Genomic DNA, 17,372 nt, shown 5'->3' with positions numbered 1-17,372 from the left:
CCAAAACCCCTAGTATGTTTTGCATTTTATCATGTTCTTGGAAGTTTAGTAACAAAAATGCTCACGCGTCCGAGTTGTTAAATAAGTACAATAATCAATCAATATGTATTTGCCCTTTACCAGTATGCCCAAAACTTTTGGTTTTTAAAATTAGGATTCACTGTATAAATATGTATATGCGGTATTAGAACTAATCTACACCGAAATCCAAAAAAAATCAATCAGGAAATAACTGATAATTGAAATTTTCACTAATTCTCAATATGTATAAAACAAGGCACGATTACTCGCGCCTTGTTTTTTTAAGGTAATATTAAAATCTGCTTACTTATAAAAAATTATTTTGCTTCAACTGTTTTGCTGTTTTCTACCAAGAAGTCAATCGCTTTCTTAATTTTAAGATCGCCTTTGATTCCTTCTAAGTTTCCAAGAGCTTGTTTGATCGCTTCAACTTCCATGTTGTACATTGTAGCCATTTGTCCAAGTTCAGCTTCAACATCTTCGTCAGTTGCTTCAAGTTTTTCAACTTCAGCGATTGCTTCAAGAGTTAGGCTCGTACGAACTTGTCCTTCAGCTTCTTCTTTCATTTGTGCTTTTAAAGCTTCTTCGTCTTGACCTGAGAATTGGTAGTAAAGTTCCAAATTAAGTCCTTGAGATTGAATGCGTTGAGAGAACTCATTCATCATACGGTCCACTTCGTTTGAAATCATTGCTTCAGGAACGTCCATTTCTGCACCTTCAACAGCTTTACCAATTACAGTATTTTGTACGAAGTTTTCTTCTTCGTGTTTTTTGTCATGCTCTAATTTGTGTTTTGTTTTTTCTTTCAGTTCAGCCAAAGTTTCCACTTCGTCGTCAACATCTTTCGCGAACTCATCATCAAGCTCAGGAAGTTGTTTTGTTTTGATTTCGTGAATTTTCACTTTGAATACAGCTGGTTTACCTGCAAGTTCAGCAGCATGGTATTCTTCAGGGAAAGTAACTTCGATATCTTTTTCAGCGCCAGTTTCAAGACCAACAAGTTGCTCTTCAAATCCTGGAATGAAAGAATTTGAACCGATTTCCAATGAATGGTTTTCGCTAGCTCCGCCTTCGAACGCTTCACCATCAACGAATCCTTCAAAGTCAAGAACAACTGTATCTCCTTCAGCAGCTTGTCCTTCTTCTTTAACAACAAGCTCAGCTTGACGCTCTTGTAAAGTTTTCAATTCATTTTCAACATCTTCGTCAGTTACTTCAGTGTTGAATTTTTCAACTTCAACACCCTTGTAATCTCCTAATTTAACTTCCGGCTTAACTGTTACAGTTGCAGTGAAGATTAGGTTTTCGCCTTTTTCCATTTTCTCGATGTCGATTTCTGGACGATCTACAGGCTGAATTCCAGCTTCTTCGACAGCATTTGCATAAGCATCTGGAAGAATGATATCAAGCGCATCTTGGTAAAGTGATTCTACGCCGAATTTTTTTTCGAACATTTGACGTGGCATTTTCCCTTTACGGAAGCCAGGTACATTTACTTGTTTTACAACTTTTTTGAAAGCTGCGTCTAAACCTTCGTTTACTTTTGCAGCGTCAACTTCAATTGTTAGTACGCCTTGATTACCTTCTTGTTTTTCCCATTTTACAGACATGTGTTTCCCTCCAAAAAATCTATATACTTCAATAATAAGCATTGGATGAATATGCTTTGCAAGTGTTAACAAGTCATCCTTCATATAACCCCAACAAAATTATTGGGAAATCGTCAAATTTAGACGATTATACATTACAACCACTACATTATACCACAGGTTTATTCTGTTACAACAGCAATAGGTTAAATAATGGGATAAGAAATTTCCTCAATTTCTTTTATATAGGATAGAATATCCGCAACGGCTTCCTCATCAGCATGGTAAATATCCGCGATGTCCATTCCGGAAACATCTCCAGCCATGTATTCTTCCGCTAAGGCATGGTAGGCAGCTGCCCATCCTGGCAAGCTTTCTGCTTCTGGTTCATAAGGATATAATAGAAAGGAATGCCGTTCGATCAAGCTATGCACCATTTCATATAGGCTCGGGTTTTCCTGACTTAATTCCTCTTCTGCCAGGGCCGTAACCTTCTTATAAAAGTCCGTCTCCTTCAAACTTTTTAATTCCCTTGGTATGACAGATTTCGATTGATTGAATTTCCTCAATGCCACTTCTTCGTTATATTCCTGGTCAATAAGAATGTTAAGCAGCATCGTTTTAAAGAACGGATGCCCATCATCCATTTGTAGAAATTGTTCGATTTGCGGGATAAATGGTCGAATATTGGTATTCGTAAGTTTTGAAATGACCAAGAACATTTCATTATCCGTTTTACCTACAAAAAGATCATCCTCTTGCAATTCCTCTGCAATCTGCTGATTTTGCCTATCTTCTTCATCTTTTTTTTCCTCGAGTGCCCGTTTGCTGAACTGTAACATCTTTTCGAAATGTTCCTCTTTATCAAAGGGAATTTGGCTCTCTTCAAATAGCAGTTCGATCGTCGTGACCATTTCCTGATGCTCTCCTAATTGAAGCAGTACCATCAAATAGATATTGATAAGCTGAAAATAGTCACCGATGCCTTTATTCAGCATCTCTTTACACAACTCTTTTGACTCCTCATAATACTCAAGTTCGACAAGTGAGACGACTAGCCCCATGCAAACTTCATCATTTTCGGGCTCATACTCCCTCGCTTGGCTAAAAAGCTGTGCAGCAACCTTAAAGTTTCTGTTTCCAAGCTCATCCAACCCTTTTACAATCAACCTTTCACCGAGATTCGGAAAGGCGATAATCTTGGTTTCTCCGGCCTTCTTTTGGTTGTTCTCATTATCCATCCTATCTTCCGCCTCACCGTTCGCTTTTTGAAAAACAGTTTAGCATGTAATAGGAAGAAACACAAAAATTTATAGGATGGATCAACCCATCCCTGACTACTTTCCGGCTTCCCTCACCTAAAAAAAAATCCCGCCCCCCTCAAATAAGTAAGGAGAACGGGAAAATATCCTTCAGCAATTAAATACTTGAAATAACCTTTTTTTGTGACTCATAGGCTGTAATCTCTTTATCATATTGAAGGGTTATGGAGATTTCATCCCAGCCTTTGACGAGCATTTCCTTCCAATATGGATGGATTTCAAAGTTTGTTTCAAACCCACGATCATCTTTCAATGTTTGATTAGGAAGATCGATCGTCAGCTCATAGTCAGGTGACGACACCCTTTCCATTAAATATTTTACCTCCGCCTGGGTTAAAGCGATGGGGACCATGCCATTTTTCATGCAATTACTTTTAAAAATATCAGCAAAAGACGGTGCGATGACAATATCGAATCCGTAGTCTTTCAATGACCATGGAGCATGCTCACGCGAAGAACCGCAGCCGAAATTTTCACCCGCTATTAAAATGGACGTGTTTTGATTATGGGGCTGATTCAATTCAAAATCAGGACGTTCTTTACCATTTTCATCAAAACGCCAGTTATAGAATAAAAATTCCCCAAATCCGCTTCGCTCAATTCGTTTTAAAAACTGCTTTGGAATGATTTGGTCGGTATCTACGTTTTTACGGTCAAGTGCCGCCGCTCTTCCTTTATATATCGTAATGGGTTCCATTCTCTGCACCTCCAGTTAATTCGTATTATTAATGGACTTGTTCAGTCTTTTTCAAATTTCTAATATCGACAAATTTCCCATGAATGGCTGCAGCAGCGGCCATTGCAGGACTGACTAAGTGCGTCCTTGCACCAGCTCCTTGCCTGCCTTCAAAGTTCCGATTACTCGTGGAAGCACAATGCTCGCCAGATGGTACCGCATCTGGGTTCATACTCAAGCACATGCTGCAACCTGATTCACGCCATTCAAAGCCCGCAGATTTGAAAATCTCATCCAGGCCTTCATCTTCCGCTTGCCTTTTAACGCTCTGTGAACCGGGAACGACCATCGCCCGGACTCCTTTTTGAACTTCCTGGCCTTCAATCATTTCTGCCGCCTGCCGTAAGTCCTCGATCCGGGAATTCGTACAAGACCCTATGAATACATGCTGAACGGGAATATCCGTGATTGACATGCCTTCCTCAAGACCCATATATTCAAGTGCACGATTCAGTTCCTTTGAATCCATGTTATCTTCTGCAAAGGTCGGTACTTTACCGTCCACCCCACTGGCCATTCCAGGATTTGTGCCCCAGCTGACCATTGGTGAAATCAAGCTGCCATCAAGAATGATTTCTTGGTCATACACAGCATCTTCATCACTCGAAAGCGACTTCCAATCCTGAACAAATTGTTCGAACTCCTCTCCTTTTGGCACATATTTACGACCTTTTAAATAAGAGAAAGTTGTTTCATCTGGAGCTACCAGCCCAGCTCTCGCCCCGCCTTCGATCGACATATTGCAGACGGTCATTCTCTCCTCCATTGACATATCCCTGAAAACTTCCCCACAGTATTCAATGATGTGTCCCGTGCCGAAATCGACACCGAATTTAGAAATGACATATAAAATGACATCTTTCGCCATCACGCCGTGACCTAGTTTACCGTTAACCTCAAGCTTCAATGTTTTGGGTTTTGTTTGCCATAGTGTTTGCGTGGCCAAGACATGCTCGACCTCGCTCGTGCCGATTCCAAATGCAATCGATCCAAATGCTCCATGTGTCGAAGTATGACTGTCACCACAGACAATGGTCATTCCTGGCTGCGTCAGTCCTAATTCCGGTCCGATTACATGTACGATCCCTTGTTCCGGGCTGTCTAAATCCGCAAGGCGGATACCGAACTCCTTACAGTTTTGGTCAAGTGCCTCTAATTGTTTCCTTGCAATATCATCCTCGATGAAATAACGATTAACAGTCGGTACATTATGATCCATTGTCGCAAATGTACGGTCCGGCCTCCTGACCGTGCGTCCTTTTAATCTCAATCCTTCAAACGCTTGCGGAGAGGTCACTTCATGTATATATTGAAGGTCAATATATAATAAATCCGGTTTATTTTCCTCTTCATTTACAATATGACGATCCCATATTTTCTCTATTATCGACTTTCCCATCCGTATCCACCTCGATTAATCTTATATTTTTTTAAAAAACACGGCCTAATGTTAGGCCGTGAAAGAAGTTTATGCGTAAGCACCCATGATGTTGGATATGGCTTCCTGGTCTAAAAGATTGGCTTTTATTTCCGCAATCATCTCTGAAGTAGACGTAATATTCGGTTGCCCATTTGCTATATCACCAGTCCTCAAGCCGTATTCAAGGACCGTTTCCACAGCCTGCTCAACGGCATGTGCCTCCTCCTCCAAGCCAAAGGATAAACGCAGCATGGATGCCGCCGATAAAATGGTCCCAATCGGATTAGCTAAGTTTTTCCCCGCAATATCCGGCGCAGAGCCATGAATCGGTTCATATAAATTAGGCCCTTTTGTTGATATCGAAGCGGAAGGAAGCATTCCAAGCGAACCTGTCAATACGGACGCTTCATCGCTTAAAATATCACCAAACATATTCTCCGTTACGATAATATCAAATTGTTTCGGGTTTTTAATCAGCTGCATCGCTGCATTATCCACCAGCATGTGTTCAAGCGTTACATCCGGATAGTCCTTAGCGATTTCTTCAGCCGTTTCACGCCACATCCTGCTGGATTCAAGAACATTCGCTTTATCTACGGATGTTACTTTTTTCTTGCGATCGGATGCTAATTTAAACGCAAGTTCAATGATGCGCTTCATTTCACTTTTCTGATAGAAAAGAGTATCGACAACCGCTTCTTTCCCTTCTCTTTCCACTCGCTCACTTGGCTTTCCGAAATAAAGGCCGCCAGTTAGTTCCCGGACAATCACGAAATCCACATCTTCAATGAATTCCTTTTTAAGGGGAGAAGATTCCGATAAGCTGGAATAATAGCTGATTGGACGGATGTTAGCATAAAGATTCAAATCTTTTCGGATTTTCAACAAACCTCGTTCCGGCCTTAGGTGCGCAGGGTGATTATCCCACTTTGGTCCCCCAACAGCCCCCAATAATACCGCATCGCTGTTTTTACAAATCTCCACGGTTTCATCCGGCAGGGGTGATCCCGTGTTATCGATGGCACCGCCGCCAATCTCACCATATTGAAATCCAAAATCGTGACCATATCTTTGGGCAACGGCTTCGAGGATTTCTACAGCGCCTCTTGTTACTTCTTTCCCGATGCCATCTCCTTGAAGCACCGCAATATTCCTTTTCATCGAAATCTCCCCTTCCTATTGTAATACTGCTTTTTCTTCTAGTTCCTTCATGATGATCACACGGTTCACCGCGTTCAAATATGCTTTGGCGGATGCTTCCAAGACGTCCTGGTCAAGACCGCGGCCGCTTGTTTCCACACCGTTAAAATCAATTTTCACAAAAACTTGAGCAAGGGCATCCATTCCGCCACCAACCGATTGAATTCGATAGTCCTGCAAATTGATTTCGCTGCCCAAACATCTTTCAAGTGTGTTATATAGAGCCTCAACACTTCCTGCCCCTGTTGCCGCTTCCTGAATTTCTTCATTATCGCCTTTTTTCAGTGTAACAGTCGCGGTCGCCGTCTGATGTGTACCGTGAGAAATCTGGAAAGAAACCAGGTCATAGAAACTGATATCCGTCGCTTTCTCTTCAAGCACTAGTGCCACGATATCTTCATCAGTCATGGTCTTTTTATTATCAGCCAACTCCTTGAATTGAACGAATAATGAGTTCATTTCCTCGTCCGTTACCGAAAAATTCAACTCTTGCAATCTTTCTTTGAAAGCATGGCGCCCTGAATGTTTGCCTAAAACGAGTGAATTGGAAGCTACACCGACAAGTTCAGGTGATATGATTTCGTATGTCGTTTTTTCTTTTAACACGCCATCCTGGTGAATGCCAGATTCATGTGCGTATGCATTGGCACCAATTATGGCTTTATTAGCAGGAACCTGCATTCCGGTAAGACGACTGACCAAATCGCTGGTTCTTTTAATTTCATTCAATACAAGATCCGTTTTTGCTTGATAGAAATCTTTACGGATAAAGAGTGCCATGGCCACTTCTTCAAGTGCCACGTTTCCGGCACGCTCACCAATTCCGTTGATTGTTCCTTCGACTTGTGTAGCCCCGCCTTCGATGGCAGCTAATGAATTGGCCGTTGCCATCCCAAGATCGTCATGACAGTGTGCAGATAAGCTTACCTTATCAATAGAAGGAACATTTTCACGAAGGTACCGGAAAATGTTGCCGTATTCGATTGGAGCGGCATAACCTACTGTATCCGGAATATTAATGACCTTGGCACCAGCTTGAATGACCGCTTCAACGATTTCAGCCAAGTAGTCAAGCTCTGTTCGGCTCGCATCTTCTGCAGACCATTGGACGATCGGAAAACGCGCTGCCCCGTACTTAACCATCTCGACGGACTTTTCTATCACTTGTTGCTTCGACATTTTCAACTTATATTCACGATGAATGGGAGACGTGGCGATGAACGTATGCAATCTTGGTTCTGCCCCACTTCTTAATGATTCCCAAGCTGCATCAATATCCCCTTTTAAAGCACGCGCCAGCCCCGTAACAGAGCTGTTTTTAATTTTGCGCGCGATTTCCTGTACGGAGTTGAAATCCCCTTTGGATGCTGCCGGAAAACCGGCTTCGATAATATCAACACCCAATCTTTCAAGCTGATAAGCAATTTCAAGTTTTTCAGTAAAATTCAAATTCACACCGGCGGATTGCTCCCCATCTCGAAGTGTCGTCTCAAATATATTAATTTTTCGCAACGGCTACCACTTCTTTCTCTGTTTGTTGAGGTTTTACGAATGGCATCATTTTTCTTAATTCACGGCCCACCACTTCGATTTGATGCTTGTTTTCACGATTATTGATAGCATTGAAGACTGGACGATTCGCTTGGTTTTCCAAGATCCATCCTTTAGCGAATTCACCGTCTTGGATATCTTTCAAGATAGCTTTCATGGCCTCTTTCGTAGTTTCCGTTACAACGCGCGGTCCAGAAACGAAATCTCCCCATTGAGCTGTGTCAGAAATGGAATAGCGCATGTTTTCCATTCCGCCTTCATACATAAGGTCGATGATTAATTTAAGTTCATGTAAACACTCGAAATATGCTACTTCCGGCTGGTATCCAGCTTCTGTCAAGGTTTCGAAACCAGCTTTCACAAGGGAAGTTAATCCGCCGCAAAGTACAGCTTGCTCTCCAAATAGATCTGTTTCCGTTTCTTCTTGGAATGTTGTTTCCAATCCGCCAGCTCTTAAAGCTCCGATTCCCCGAGCATACGCTAGAGCCAATTCTCTCGCTTCACCCGTAACATTTTGATAGATGGCAAACAATGCCGGTACCCCTGCACCTTGTTCGTATGTACGGCGAACAAGATGTCCAGGACCTTTTGGAGCCACTAACAATACATCTACGTCTGCTGGCGGAACGATTTGATTGAAATGGATGTTGAATCCGTGCGCGAACATTAATGCTTGACCTGCACGCAATACCGGTTTGATTTCTTCTTGGTATACTTTCGGTTGAGTTTCATCCGGTAAAAGGTTCATGATTACATCCGCCTGTTCAGCCGCTTCTTTAACTGTGTATACATTGAACCCGTCTTCTACAGCTTTATCGAAAGATTTACCTTTCCTGATTCCGATGATTACGTCTACACCGCTGTCACGTAGATTTTGGGCGTGTGCGTGTCCTTGTGAACCATATCCGATAACCGCTACTTTTTTATTGTTGAAAAAATTCTCGTTTGCTTCTGCGTTATAATATACTTTTGCCATAATAATTACATCTCCCTTTTCTTCTCATTGTTTTTTGTTTTTTGTTTTTTGTTTTTTGTTTTTTGTTTTATACGATTGTCGCACTCTTAACGGGTGCTATTTGCATCCCACGCGCGATGGCGGCTGTCCCTGTCCTTGCCAACTCCTTGATGCCATACGGCTTGATCAGTTCAATGAAGGCTTCAATTTTATCTGATTCCCCTGTGATTTGAACTGTCAGGCTATCTTTACTGACATCAATTACGGAAGCACGGAAGGGTTCAATGACCGAATAAATCTCGGCTCGGGACTGTGTAGTCACCAATATTTTAATGAGTGCAAGTTCCCTCGCCACAATCGTTTGATTCGTAATATCATGTACTTTCAAAACTTCGATTTGTTTGTTCAATTGCTTTGTGATTTGTTCAACAACTGCTTCGTCGTCCACATCGACCACGAAGGTCATCCTTGAAATGCCTTCCTGTTCGGAGGGTCCGACAGTCATGCTTTCAATGTTATAATTTCTTTTTGTGAACAGGTTCGTTATCCGATTGAGGACGCCTGGCCGGTTGTTCACGGTGAGGCTAAGAATTCCCTTCATTGATTAAACTCCTTCCATTTCATCAAGCCCTTTTCCTTGTGCCACCATCGGAAAGACATTTTCCTTTTGCTTAACACGGAAATCAATTAACACTGGACCATCGGTTGCTAACGCAACGTCGAGGCAGTCGCTTGCTTCTTCCTCCGTTGTCACTTTGTATCCAGGAATGCCATATGCATCAGCCAATTTCACGAAATCTGGATGTGATTGAAAAATACTGTGTGAAAAACGATTATCATGAAAAAGTTCCTGCCATTGCCTTACCATTCCGAGTGCCCCATTGTTGACGATGATGATTTTGATCGGCAGATTCATTTCGGCAATGACCGAAAGTTCTTGAAGGCACATCTGGAATCCTCCATCTCCCGATATGGAAAGCACCGTCGCCTTTGGATCCGCCAGTTGCGCTCCGAGAGCCGAAGGTAACCCAAAGCCCATCGTCCCAAGCCCACCGGAAGTGACCCATGAATTCGGTTTGTTAAACGGATAGTATTGTGCTGCCCACATTTGATGCTGTCCAACATCCGTCGTAACAATGGCTTCCCCATTCGTTTTTTCATGAAGCATCTGGATGACCCGCTGAGGTTTCAGCACACCTTCTTCATGTGTATAACGTAATGGGAACTCTTCATTCCATTTGGTCAGCTGTGTAGTCCATTCTTCAATTTCAGGCTTCTTACCGTTTTGAGCGATCAACTCCTTCAATGCTTCCTTCGCACTGCCGACAACTGGAATTTTCGTCGGTACATTTTTACCGATTTCCGCTGGATCAATATCGATATGGGCTACCGTTGCATGCTGGGCGAACTTCGCTAGATTCCCAGTCAATCGGTCATCGAACCTGGCACCGATATTGATTAATAAATCACATTTCGATAACGCCATGTTTGCTGCAAAACAGCCATGCATACCACCCATTCCGATAAAGAGCGGATGTTCCGCAGGGAAACCGCCTAGACCCAATAGGGTGTGGACGACAGGAATGCCTTGCTGCTCGACATAGTCCTTTAATAAGTGGGCTGCCTTTGCATGCAGGACACCTGCCCCTGCGAGGATGACCGGTTTTTTCGCTCCGCTTACCGCTTCAACAAGCTTTCTGATTTGCAAGTAATTGGGCTTGGTCGTCGGCTGATAACCCGGAAGATCCATTTTTGGCTCCGCATCCGTCGATACACCTTCCAAGATCGCCATATCTTTGGGTATATCGATTAATACTGGACCAGGCCGGCCGCTTGAAGCGATATAAAAAGCTTCTTTTATAATGCGCGGGAGGTCTTCCGGCTTTCTTACCTGATAGTTATGCTTGGTAATCGGGGTAGTGATCCCCAGTACATCAGCCTCCTGGAAAGCATCTGAACCAATTACACTGGTAGAGACCTGACCCGAAATAACAACAAGTGGCAAAGAGTCGATCATTGCATCCGCTAAACCTGTAACGATGTTCGTTGCACCGGGGCCGGATGTGACGATGACCACCCCCGGTTTGCCGGTGATCCTGGCGTATCCTTCCGCTGCATGGATTGCACCTTGTTCATGCCTTGTCAAAATATGAAAAAGCTCTGAACTATAAAGCTTGTCATAAATCGGCAATACCGAACCGCCCGGATAACCAAAGATGACTTCAACATTTTCCTTTTTCAACGCATCCAGCAGGAATTCGGCACCACTATAATGTGTCTTTCCACTTTTCCGATCAGCCACCACTGATTTTTGTGTCATTTTCGTAAAGACCTCCTTCACTTTCTCATTCAATTGTTTTCGTAAGATTCGGAATTTTCAGCTTTTTATGCATACAAAAAAGCCTTCCCACCCCAAATGTACTTGCACTCGGCAAGTTAAAGGGGTGAAAAGGCTTGATGAGCCACTCCACGGTACCACCCTTTTTCGCATGAAAATCCATGCGCACTTTGAATAGCCTACACTATTCTCTGTTTTGATAACGGGTACTGGTACGCACCCGTTCAGCTCTACTAGTTGACGTTCAAGCTGAAACTCCAAGGTGAGTTCATCTTTCGGGACAATACCGGCTCTCAGCAACCCGGCTCTCTGTGAATGTCTTGTAAAAAGACTACTTATCCTCTTCAATGCTTTTCGCATTATTCATATTTTTTCGAAACGTTTATGTTTGATGTCTTGTATTTGTGATTATCTTACGCGTATTTCAAGTAGTAGTCAACAGGTTTTTGAGAATTTTTTGATAATTCTAAATTGCGAGATTTGCTGTATACGCTTACATACCTACCATTGCCACATTCTATAAAAAAAGTTATTTCAATTATTAATTTTTTAAAAATACATATCCTGCATTATAATTTATTAATTGATAAAAGATGTATTTATCAGAAGCCCCACTTACACGACTTGCAGAAGATGTTTTTTCTATGAGGAATCATGCATTTTCCTTTTCAGTTTCAGTTTTCACTGTCAATCTCCTAAGTGAAAAGAGTTTGCGGGCATTATTTACTCTTGAAATAAGACTTGGCCTCATTCCCGTGCACGACCTGTTTCATACTGCTGCCCACATTTTCCTTTGCCAGATCAAATAGGGGTTGTAAGTTAATAGCCATCCAAGCACCTCCCCAATATTTAATGCGAGCAATGCCTTTGTCGGAAAGGGGCTAAATAATAAATGCTTTCGAAATTAACACCGCTACACACAATTACCCTATATTATCTCAATCATGCAAAAAGGGGTGAACACCAGTTGAATATCTCCATCCCCTCGGTGTCACCCCTTTAATTCATTTAGCCAAGACATCCTCATATTCTGCATTTTTTTCAAACTGTTTTTGAACGAATGAACATACCGGAACAATTTTCAGTTTTTCCTCGCGAGCTAACCCTATTACGCTTTCAACAAGGGCATTTCCTACCTTCTGCCCGCGGAGCTTGTCAGAAACAACAGTATGGTCGACTGTGATTTCATCTTCACCTGATTTAAAGAATGTGATTTCTGCAAGTTTCTCGCCAGATTCTTCGACAAAAAAAGAACTTTCACCTTTTTTTATATCCACCATCTTAATGACCTCCTTTTCATTCCCTTTTATCATATCTCACAAAATGGAAATTAAACAAATATTTAAAACCTGATCAAGGTTGGTGGTAACACCCTTTTTAACGAAAGCATCTCGATGAACGGATTGCTCTATAATTCTCTCACCTGTATAGCTTTTCCCCACCATTTTCATTGACTTAAACCATCAGCATTTGATAAAGCCTTCATTTCTGTATCGATGTGAAGTTTACTTACAAACGAAGGACTGCTCCTGAAGTCAAATGGATGATGAAGAATTCACTATCGCTTATTACTACTAATACAAAATGAACACTTACCTTATACAAAGCGGTCATCTTTCCTGCAAAACCAAGGATCATTGAGGTAAAATGATACTATAACTCATAAAATGGAAGAGAATATTTTTACAATGTCCTTTTTAATTTAGAGTTTTCCAACCCTCTGTTTGTAAATAACATCTAAACAATGGAAGAAATCTTACCACAGTGATGTAAGAATAAATATATAATAGAAGAAACTAAAAAAACTGCCCTATATCATGTAGGGCAGAGTGTTACACTTTTATAAAAAAGAAAATATAAAATGATCATCGATAACAGTATGACCATAAAGACAGAGATAAGAACGACCTGCCCACCGGAGGGCTGGAAGTTCTCTTCATTGATTTGCCGCTTCTTCTGTAAATAACTGAACGTCGCCAGAACTGTAATCACAAGACCCAAACCGCATGCAACTATACCCAGTATGATACTGATCAAGTCAATCCGGGCATCCCGATGCAACCCAATCGTAAAGTGCAGGCTCGTCGTTAGAAAACCAATCCCCACTATCGCAATCACCGTTCTTATCCACGCCAAAAAGGTTCGTTCATTAGCCAGATGCTGCTGCGCATATTTCAATTGATTTTTCTCCATGATATCACCTTGCATGTACCGTCTTAGATTCAATCATTTTAAACATCATCTTTTATCGCTTAAGGAACGTAAGGGCCCTGACCATGGAACCAACAAACATCAATCCCGCACCGCCAAGCAATAGATATATACATTGTATTTTATCAATAACATTCAAAGGATAAAGCAGGGCGCCCAATGCAATGATTGTCCCTATCCCCGTTATGGTCCATCCTATCTTTTTCATTTGCAACTCCTAAAATAAATTATTTAGTGAAGGTCCTTTAAGGGTTCCCCCCTTGGTCAATAACAGTTTCCATCATCAAAATCAGGATCCCTCACTAATAGCTTAAACCATTTAAAAACTAACAACAAGTGAGATCCTCTAATTATCTATCCAAAGAGATCCTCTAATGGTATCTTACTGATCTTCACACGCAAAAAAGGAGCCATAAATGACTCCCAAGTTTAACGTATCCTTATATCAGCTGTTCTTTTTATTCTTTTCCATGTATTCTTTTATCTTTCTTTCTTCCCACTCGGCCCCAAAGCTTCCATGTGCAAAAGTTGTTATGCCATGTACCAAAACTCCAATCCCCCACCCTCCAAGAGGATAAAGGAACCACCAGTAACCAGGATCCGTTAATAAGTTCATGACAAAAAACATGATATTCACCAATACATACACGGTTAGATGAATGTAGAAGGCCTTTAGGTTTTCCACCCTTTTTTTCGCTCTTACATATTCATCTCCATTTTCCATCCCCGCACCCCCTAATCGTAAACACTTAAATATATTATCATCCGCTTCAATAATTCCTTATTTATTCCATTTTAGAAACGAAACGAGACGTGTTAACGCTAAATCGTATGCGGGGAGTCTTGGATGAACCTATATTGTCTTCTGCAAGCTTATAAACTGAAAGCTACACTTCCAATACTTCAGTTGAATTTCACTCGATTATATCCTCGTTCTTCAAATGGCTGTATTTTTTCCATCCACACTTCTTCAAGTTTTTTCAATTCCCGTTTCATATCGAAAAATCCTGTTTCTTTCGGCTTTAATACTTCCAGTACCTCAAAAGAAAAAGCCTCTTTCCCATATTGATTCCACTCATCTTGCAGCACTTTATTCGTGTTCGTTCCCATTTCCAATTCAAATTGCTTTCCCTTTAACGTCTTTAGATTTCTGGTGCTGCCGATAAAGACTTTATTATTTTTCGTATTTCTTATTTGGTATACACCCGCATCCACTTTCGTTTCCTTATATAATTGCTTCAATTCTTTTTTACGATCCATCTTCATTGCCTCCTGTCTATTTCTTCAGCCAATATTGGCTCCCATCTGGCTTTCTATCCAAGAATCCATATTCTATTAAATATCTTCTTACTAGAACATGATCATGATAAATGGAGCCCAATATTTGATTGATTTCTTTTTCTTCGTAATTCCGCTCATTTTCAAAGCGGTTCGTAATTTCTTGGAGAATGATTAGCCTCTGTTTTTCCTTTGGAGGGAAAGACTTTAATGCATCCTGACTGCCTTTAGGGAAATATTTTTTCAGTACGGCCATCTTCTCTTCCTTAGTAACGTTATAACGATCATCGACCATCCTTGCAGTTTGGTGAAGAGGGACAAATGCCGGCGCATGTTTATCTTTATCTTTTAAAAGTTCCATCATGGCCAAGAATAACTTAGCTTGACGCTCTTTCTCTTTTAATACAAAACGATGGTTCCGAATAGTAGAAGAACTTCCAATTCCCATTTCCTCCTGCACCTCAGCATCGTTCTTCCCTTGATAAAAAAGGCGAAGAAGGCGATTCTGATGATCTGTGAGACCTGTTAATTTCTTATCGAGATCAATCAAGTATTCGAATACCGATTGATGTGCATTTTCGATATGAATACGCATATACCTCTCTGCTTCATAAAGAGTCCCATCTTTTGGGTATACGATCCCCTTTTGAACTGTATGTCCGCACAGCAAACAAATAAACTGATTCTCATCTTGGACATAGCCCTGCTTTAGCTCATCTTGGGATGCACTCCAAAACATTTCTGCATCTTGCATTAAACAAACACTTCCTTATAAAGTTTATAATATAATAAACATAATATTAATTTGTTTGTATTATGTCAACGTTTTTTGTGAATTAGCCACTTTTATAATAGAATAACCATTTTTTCATTTTCCACATTAGGTACGTTGCATTTTCACAATAAAGGGTATGGAGTTGAGGGCAGATGAAGTTTTTAGTAAAAGGGGTATGGAGAGTTTGTTAATTTATCGGACTTGTTTATTAACGGAGTGGATGGGCCGTTCTTTGATAAGCGGAGGCTTCTAACGGACAAGAAACATCACCCGATGACCAATATTCTCTAATATAATAGTTTGGGTAATAATACCTTCCAGATGATTTTTACGGTGACTTGAGTGAAATCAGAAAGCGTTATGATAATAATGGAAACTTCTAACGGGACATTTCTAAGCTAAAAACGCCCCATTCGTATATGACGAATGGGGTAAGAATAAAAGAGTTCATTCTTGGATCTTGGGGATATTTATAAGTTTGTCCGTACTACTCAAGCAGAATGATTACCCGAAGCGCTTTCGTTTTGTTTTATGGAAGCATCTGATTTATTATCATAAGGATCATACATTTTTTCCCTGATAAATAGTGCAGGTATAATTCCGGCTAGTGCATAAGCAATACCAAGTGTAGCCAAGCCAAATCCAATCGATTGGGCTTCCGCAATGATCCCGATGCTAATAGGGGCTATTGCTGCTCCAAATCGACCGATGTTATACGCACCCCCTACAGCGGTTCCACGAATATGTGTTGGGAAACTCTCACTCATATACGTTGAGTTAACCCCATATGGTGCCCCATATAGGAATCCAAGTATCGTAAGTAAAATGATGATATTGGCTGGTGTGTGATACAAAATGATGACCGGCAAGAAAACGGCTGTGGATAAGCCACCAATGATATACACCGCACGCCGACCTATTCTATCCGCTAGCCATCCTGCAAGGATTTTCCCAAAAATCATCGCTGTATATGTCCCAACAAGATAACCGGTCATCTTTTTAAAATCGAAGCCTAAATCATCTACAATATACGTTGGTAACCAAGTTCCTACGCCATAATAACCAAACTGCAAAAAAGTGGAAGTGAGAATCCAAAATAGAAATATAGCCCTTGTTTTTGGCTCTTTAAAAATCGTGAGCCATTCATTTTTCTTGATTCCTTTGTTTTTCTGCTTTTCTTCCTTCCAGCCTTGAGGTTCAGGAATTTTGAATCGGATATAAATCGCCAAAACCACTGGCAGGACAGATATAAAATACAATGGCCTCCAACCATAAATCGGCAGAATGGCACCAGCCAATAGGGCTGCGACTAAATAGCCTACTGAGTAGGCTGCTTGTAATGTACCCAATATAGTCGTCCTTCTTTTTGTCGGCACATATTCAGCCATCAGCATCGTGATGATTGAATATTCAGCTCCTATCCCGATAGCAGAAAAGAAACGGATAACTAAAAATTGCTCATATGTTTGTACGAAACCAAGTAATGCGGTACCGACAGAAAAGATGACCATCATCCAAGTTGCCATCCTTACCCGTCCAAATCGGTCCGATAACCACCCGCCCAGGATCCCTCCGACGGCCATTCCTATTAAGGACCATGTGCTGAGGAGCCCCGCAGTTGATTTATCTATCTGGAATTCATCCATTAAACTTGGAAGAGACAATGCCAGCAATTGTAAGTCCATCCCATCTACTACAAGCCCAAGAAAACAAGAAATGAACACAATGATCCAAGTACGTTTTGGTTGAGTTTTTTCCACCTTGCAGCCCCCTTTTTTAGGTACACTCATTCTCTTCCACAAAATATTCTGCACTCTGCTGTCTTTGCGATCTGCCTGATTTCCTAGACGATATGCCCGATCACCCCTACTGCCCTTGCTGCAAGTACAAAAGTTTTCACTATGCTATAATGCAAATTCGCATCCGACATAAAAGCACCAATGGCACATACTGTTTGAGGTGTAATCTGCTTATTT

Annotated in this window: 16 protein-coding genes and 1 other annotated feature; all 16 genes read right to left on the bottom strand. The window is 41.3% G+C overall.

The annotated features are described in order from the left end of the window. Positions 1 to 338 precede the first annotated feature (338 nt). Positions 339 to 1,631, bottom strand: coding sequence for a trigger factor (gene tig, locus ACQKMH_RS03315; RefSeq protein WP_427586069.1), 1,293 nt, complete (start codon positions 1,629 to 1,631; stop codon positions 339 to 341). 185 nt (positions 1,632 to 1,816) lie between these two features. Continuing rightward, positions 1,817 to 2,851, bottom strand: a complete 1,035-nt coding sequence (locus ACQKMH_RS03310) for a tetratricopeptide repeat protein (RefSeq protein ID WP_427586068.1) — start codon at positions 2,849 to 2,851, stop codon at positions 1,817 to 1,819. Between the two features lie 178 nt (positions 2,852 to 3,029). Further along, positions 3,030 to 3,629: a 3-isopropylmalate dehydratase small subunit gene (gene leuD, locus ACQKMH_RS03305; protein ID WP_427586067.1), complete on the bottom strand. Its 600-nt coding sequence runs from the start codon at positions 3,627 to 3,629 to the stop codon at positions 3,030 to 3,032. A 28-nt stretch (positions 3,630 to 3,657) separates the two neighbouring features. Continuing rightward, on the bottom strand, positions 3,658 to 5,067 hold the full coding sequence (gene leuC, locus ACQKMH_RS03300; protein ID WP_427586066.1) for a 3-isopropylmalate dehydratase large subunit: 1,410 nt from the start codon (positions 5,065 to 5,067) through the stop codon (positions 3,658 to 3,660). 69 nt (positions 5,068 to 5,136) lie between these two features. Beyond that, positions 5,137 to 6,249 carry a 3-isopropylmalate dehydrogenase gene (leuB, locus tag ACQKMH_RS03295; protein ID WP_427586065.1) on the bottom strand — a complete coding sequence of 371 codons (1,113 nt, stop codon included), beginning with the start codon at positions 6,247 to 6,249 and terminating at the stop codon, positions 5,137 to 5,139. A gap of 15 nt (positions 6,250 to 6,264) precedes the next feature. Then, positions 6,265 to 7,800 carry a 2-isopropylmalate synthase gene (locus tag ACQKMH_RS03290; protein ID WP_427586064.1) on the bottom strand — a complete coding sequence of 512 codons (1,536 nt, stop codon included), beginning with the start codon at positions 7,798 to 7,800 and terminating at the stop codon, positions 6,265 to 6,267. Beyond that, entirely contained in the window at positions 7,787 to 8,815 is a 1,029-nt protein-coding gene (gene ilvC / locus ACQKMH_RS03285) for a ketol-acid reductoisomerase (RefSeq protein WP_230154882.1), read from the bottom strand. The genes ACQKMH_RS03290 and ilvC overlap by 14 nt, the downstream gene beginning before the upstream one ends. 67 nt (positions 8,816 to 8,882) lie before the next feature. Next, a complete protein-coding gene (gene ilvN / locus ACQKMH_RS03280; protein ID WP_427586062.1) occupies positions 8,883 to 9,395 on the bottom strand; it encodes an acetolactate synthase small subunit in 513 nt (170 codons plus the stop codon). A 3-nt stretch (positions 9,396 to 9,398) separates the two neighbouring features. Further along, entirely contained in the window at positions 9,399 to 11,114 is a 1,716-nt protein-coding gene (ilvB, locus tag ACQKMH_RS03275) for an acetolactate synthase large subunit (RefSeq protein WP_230154879.1), read from the bottom strand. Positions 11,115 to 11,231: 117 nt separating this feature from the next. After that, positions 11,232 to 11,489 (bottom strand) — a binding site (T-box leader). 647 nt (positions 11,490 to 12,136) lie between these two features. Then, positions 12,137 to 12,412, bottom strand: a complete 276-nt coding sequence (locus ACQKMH_RS03270) for a GNAT family N-acetyltransferase (RefSeq protein ID WP_427586060.1) — start codon at positions 12,410 to 12,412, stop codon at positions 12,137 to 12,139. A gap of 535 nt (positions 12,413 to 12,947) precedes the next feature. Next, the gene (locus tag ACQKMH_RS03265; RefSeq protein WP_427586058.1) at positions 12,948 to 13,325 is read right to left on the bottom strand and encodes a YidH family protein; all 378 of its coding nucleotides are present in this window, start codon (positions 13,323 to 13,325) and stop codon (positions 12,948 to 12,950) included. Positions 13,326 to 13,377: 52 nt separating this feature from the next. Further along, positions 13,378 to 13,551: a hypothetical protein gene (locus tag ACQKMH_RS03260; protein ID WP_427586057.1), complete on the bottom strand. Its 174-nt coding sequence runs from the start codon at positions 13,549 to 13,551 to the stop codon at positions 13,378 to 13,380. A gap of 237 nt (positions 13,552 to 13,788) precedes the next feature. Then, the gene (locus tag ACQKMH_RS03255) at positions 13,789 to 14,067 is read right to left on the bottom strand and encodes a 2TM domain-containing protein (RefSeq protein ID WP_427586056.1); all 279 of its coding nucleotides are present in this window, start codon (positions 14,065 to 14,067) and stop codon (positions 13,789 to 13,791) included. Between the two features lie 179 nt (positions 14,068 to 14,246). Continuing rightward, positions 14,247 to 14,603: a GIY-YIG nuclease family protein gene (locus ACQKMH_RS03250; protein ID WP_427586055.1), complete on the bottom strand. Its 357-nt coding sequence runs from the start codon at positions 14,601 to 14,603 to the stop codon at positions 14,247 to 14,249. 16 nt (positions 14,604 to 14,619) lie between these two features. Next, on the bottom strand, positions 14,620 to 15,375 hold the full coding sequence (locus tag ACQKMH_RS03245) for a DUF2087 domain-containing protein (RefSeq protein WP_427586054.1): 756 nt from the start codon (positions 15,373 to 15,375) through the stop codon (positions 14,620 to 14,622). A gap of 512 nt (positions 15,376 to 15,887) precedes the next feature. Further along, a complete protein-coding gene (locus ACQKMH_RS03240; RefSeq protein ID WP_427586053.1) occupies positions 15,888 to 17,156 on the bottom strand; it encodes an MFS transporter in 1,269 nt (422 codons plus the stop codon). Positions 17,157 to 17,372 lie beyond the last annotated feature (216 nt).

Origin of the sequence: Peribacillus sp. NPDC097895, from assembly GCF_050277555.1 — a bacterium.
GTDB lineage: Bacteria > Bacillota > Bacilli > Bacillales > DSM-1321 > Peribacillus.
This window is presented reverse-complemented; position numbering and strand designations above follow the sequence as displayed.

Coding starts and splice junctions, on each gene's coding strand:
- tig (WP_427586069.1), bottom strand. CDS start 1,631: ATGTCTGTAAAATGGGAAAAACAAGAAGGTAATCAAGGCGTACTAACA.
- ACQKMH_RS03310 (WP_427586068.1), bottom strand. CDS start 2,851: ATGGATAATGAGAACAACCAAAAGAAGGCCGGAGAAACCAAGATTATC.
- leuD (WP_427586067.1), bottom strand. CDS start 3,629: ATGGAACCCATTACGATATATAAAGGAAGAGCGGCGGCACTTGACCGT.
- leuC (WP_427586066.1), bottom strand. CDS start 5,067: ATGGGAAAGTCGATAATAGAGAAAATATGGGATCGTCATATTGTAAAT.
- leuB (WP_427586065.1), bottom strand. CDS start 6,249: ATGAAAAGGAATATTGCGGTGCTTCAAGGAGATGGCATCGGGAAAGAA.
- ilvC (WP_230154882.1), bottom strand. CDS start 8,815: ATGGCAAAAGTATATTATAACGCAGAAGCAAACGAGAATTTTTTCAAC.
- ilvN (WP_427586062.1), bottom strand. CDS start 9,395: ATGAAGGGAATTCTTAGCCTCACCGTGAACAACCGGCCAGGCGTCCTC.
- ilvB (WP_230154879.1), bottom strand. CDS start 11,114: ATGACACAAAAATCAGTGGTGGCTGATCGGAAAAGTGGAAAGACACAT.
- ACQKMH_RS03270 (WP_427586060.1), bottom strand. CDS start 12,412: ATGGTGGATATAAAAAAAGGTGAAAGTTCTTTTTTTGTCGAAGAATCT.
- ACQKMH_RS03265 (WP_427586058.1), bottom strand. CDS start 13,325: ATGGAGAAAAATCAATTGAAATATGCGCAGCAGCATCTGGCTAATGAA.
- ACQKMH_RS03260 (WP_427586057.1), bottom strand. CDS start 13,551: ATGAAAAAGATAGGATGGACCATAACGGGGATAGGGACAATCATTGCA.
- ACQKMH_RS03255 (WP_427586056.1), bottom strand. CDS start 14,067: ATGGAAAATGGAGATGAATATGTAAGAGCGAAAAAAAGGGTGGAAAAC.
- ACQKMH_RS03250 (WP_427586055.1), bottom strand. CDS start 14,603: ATGGATCGTAAAAAAGAATTGAAGCAATTATATAAGGAAACGAAAGTG.
- ACQKMH_RS03245 (WP_427586054.1), bottom strand. CDS start 15,375: ATGCAAGATGCAGAAATGTTTTGGAGTGCATCCCAAGATGAGCTAAAG.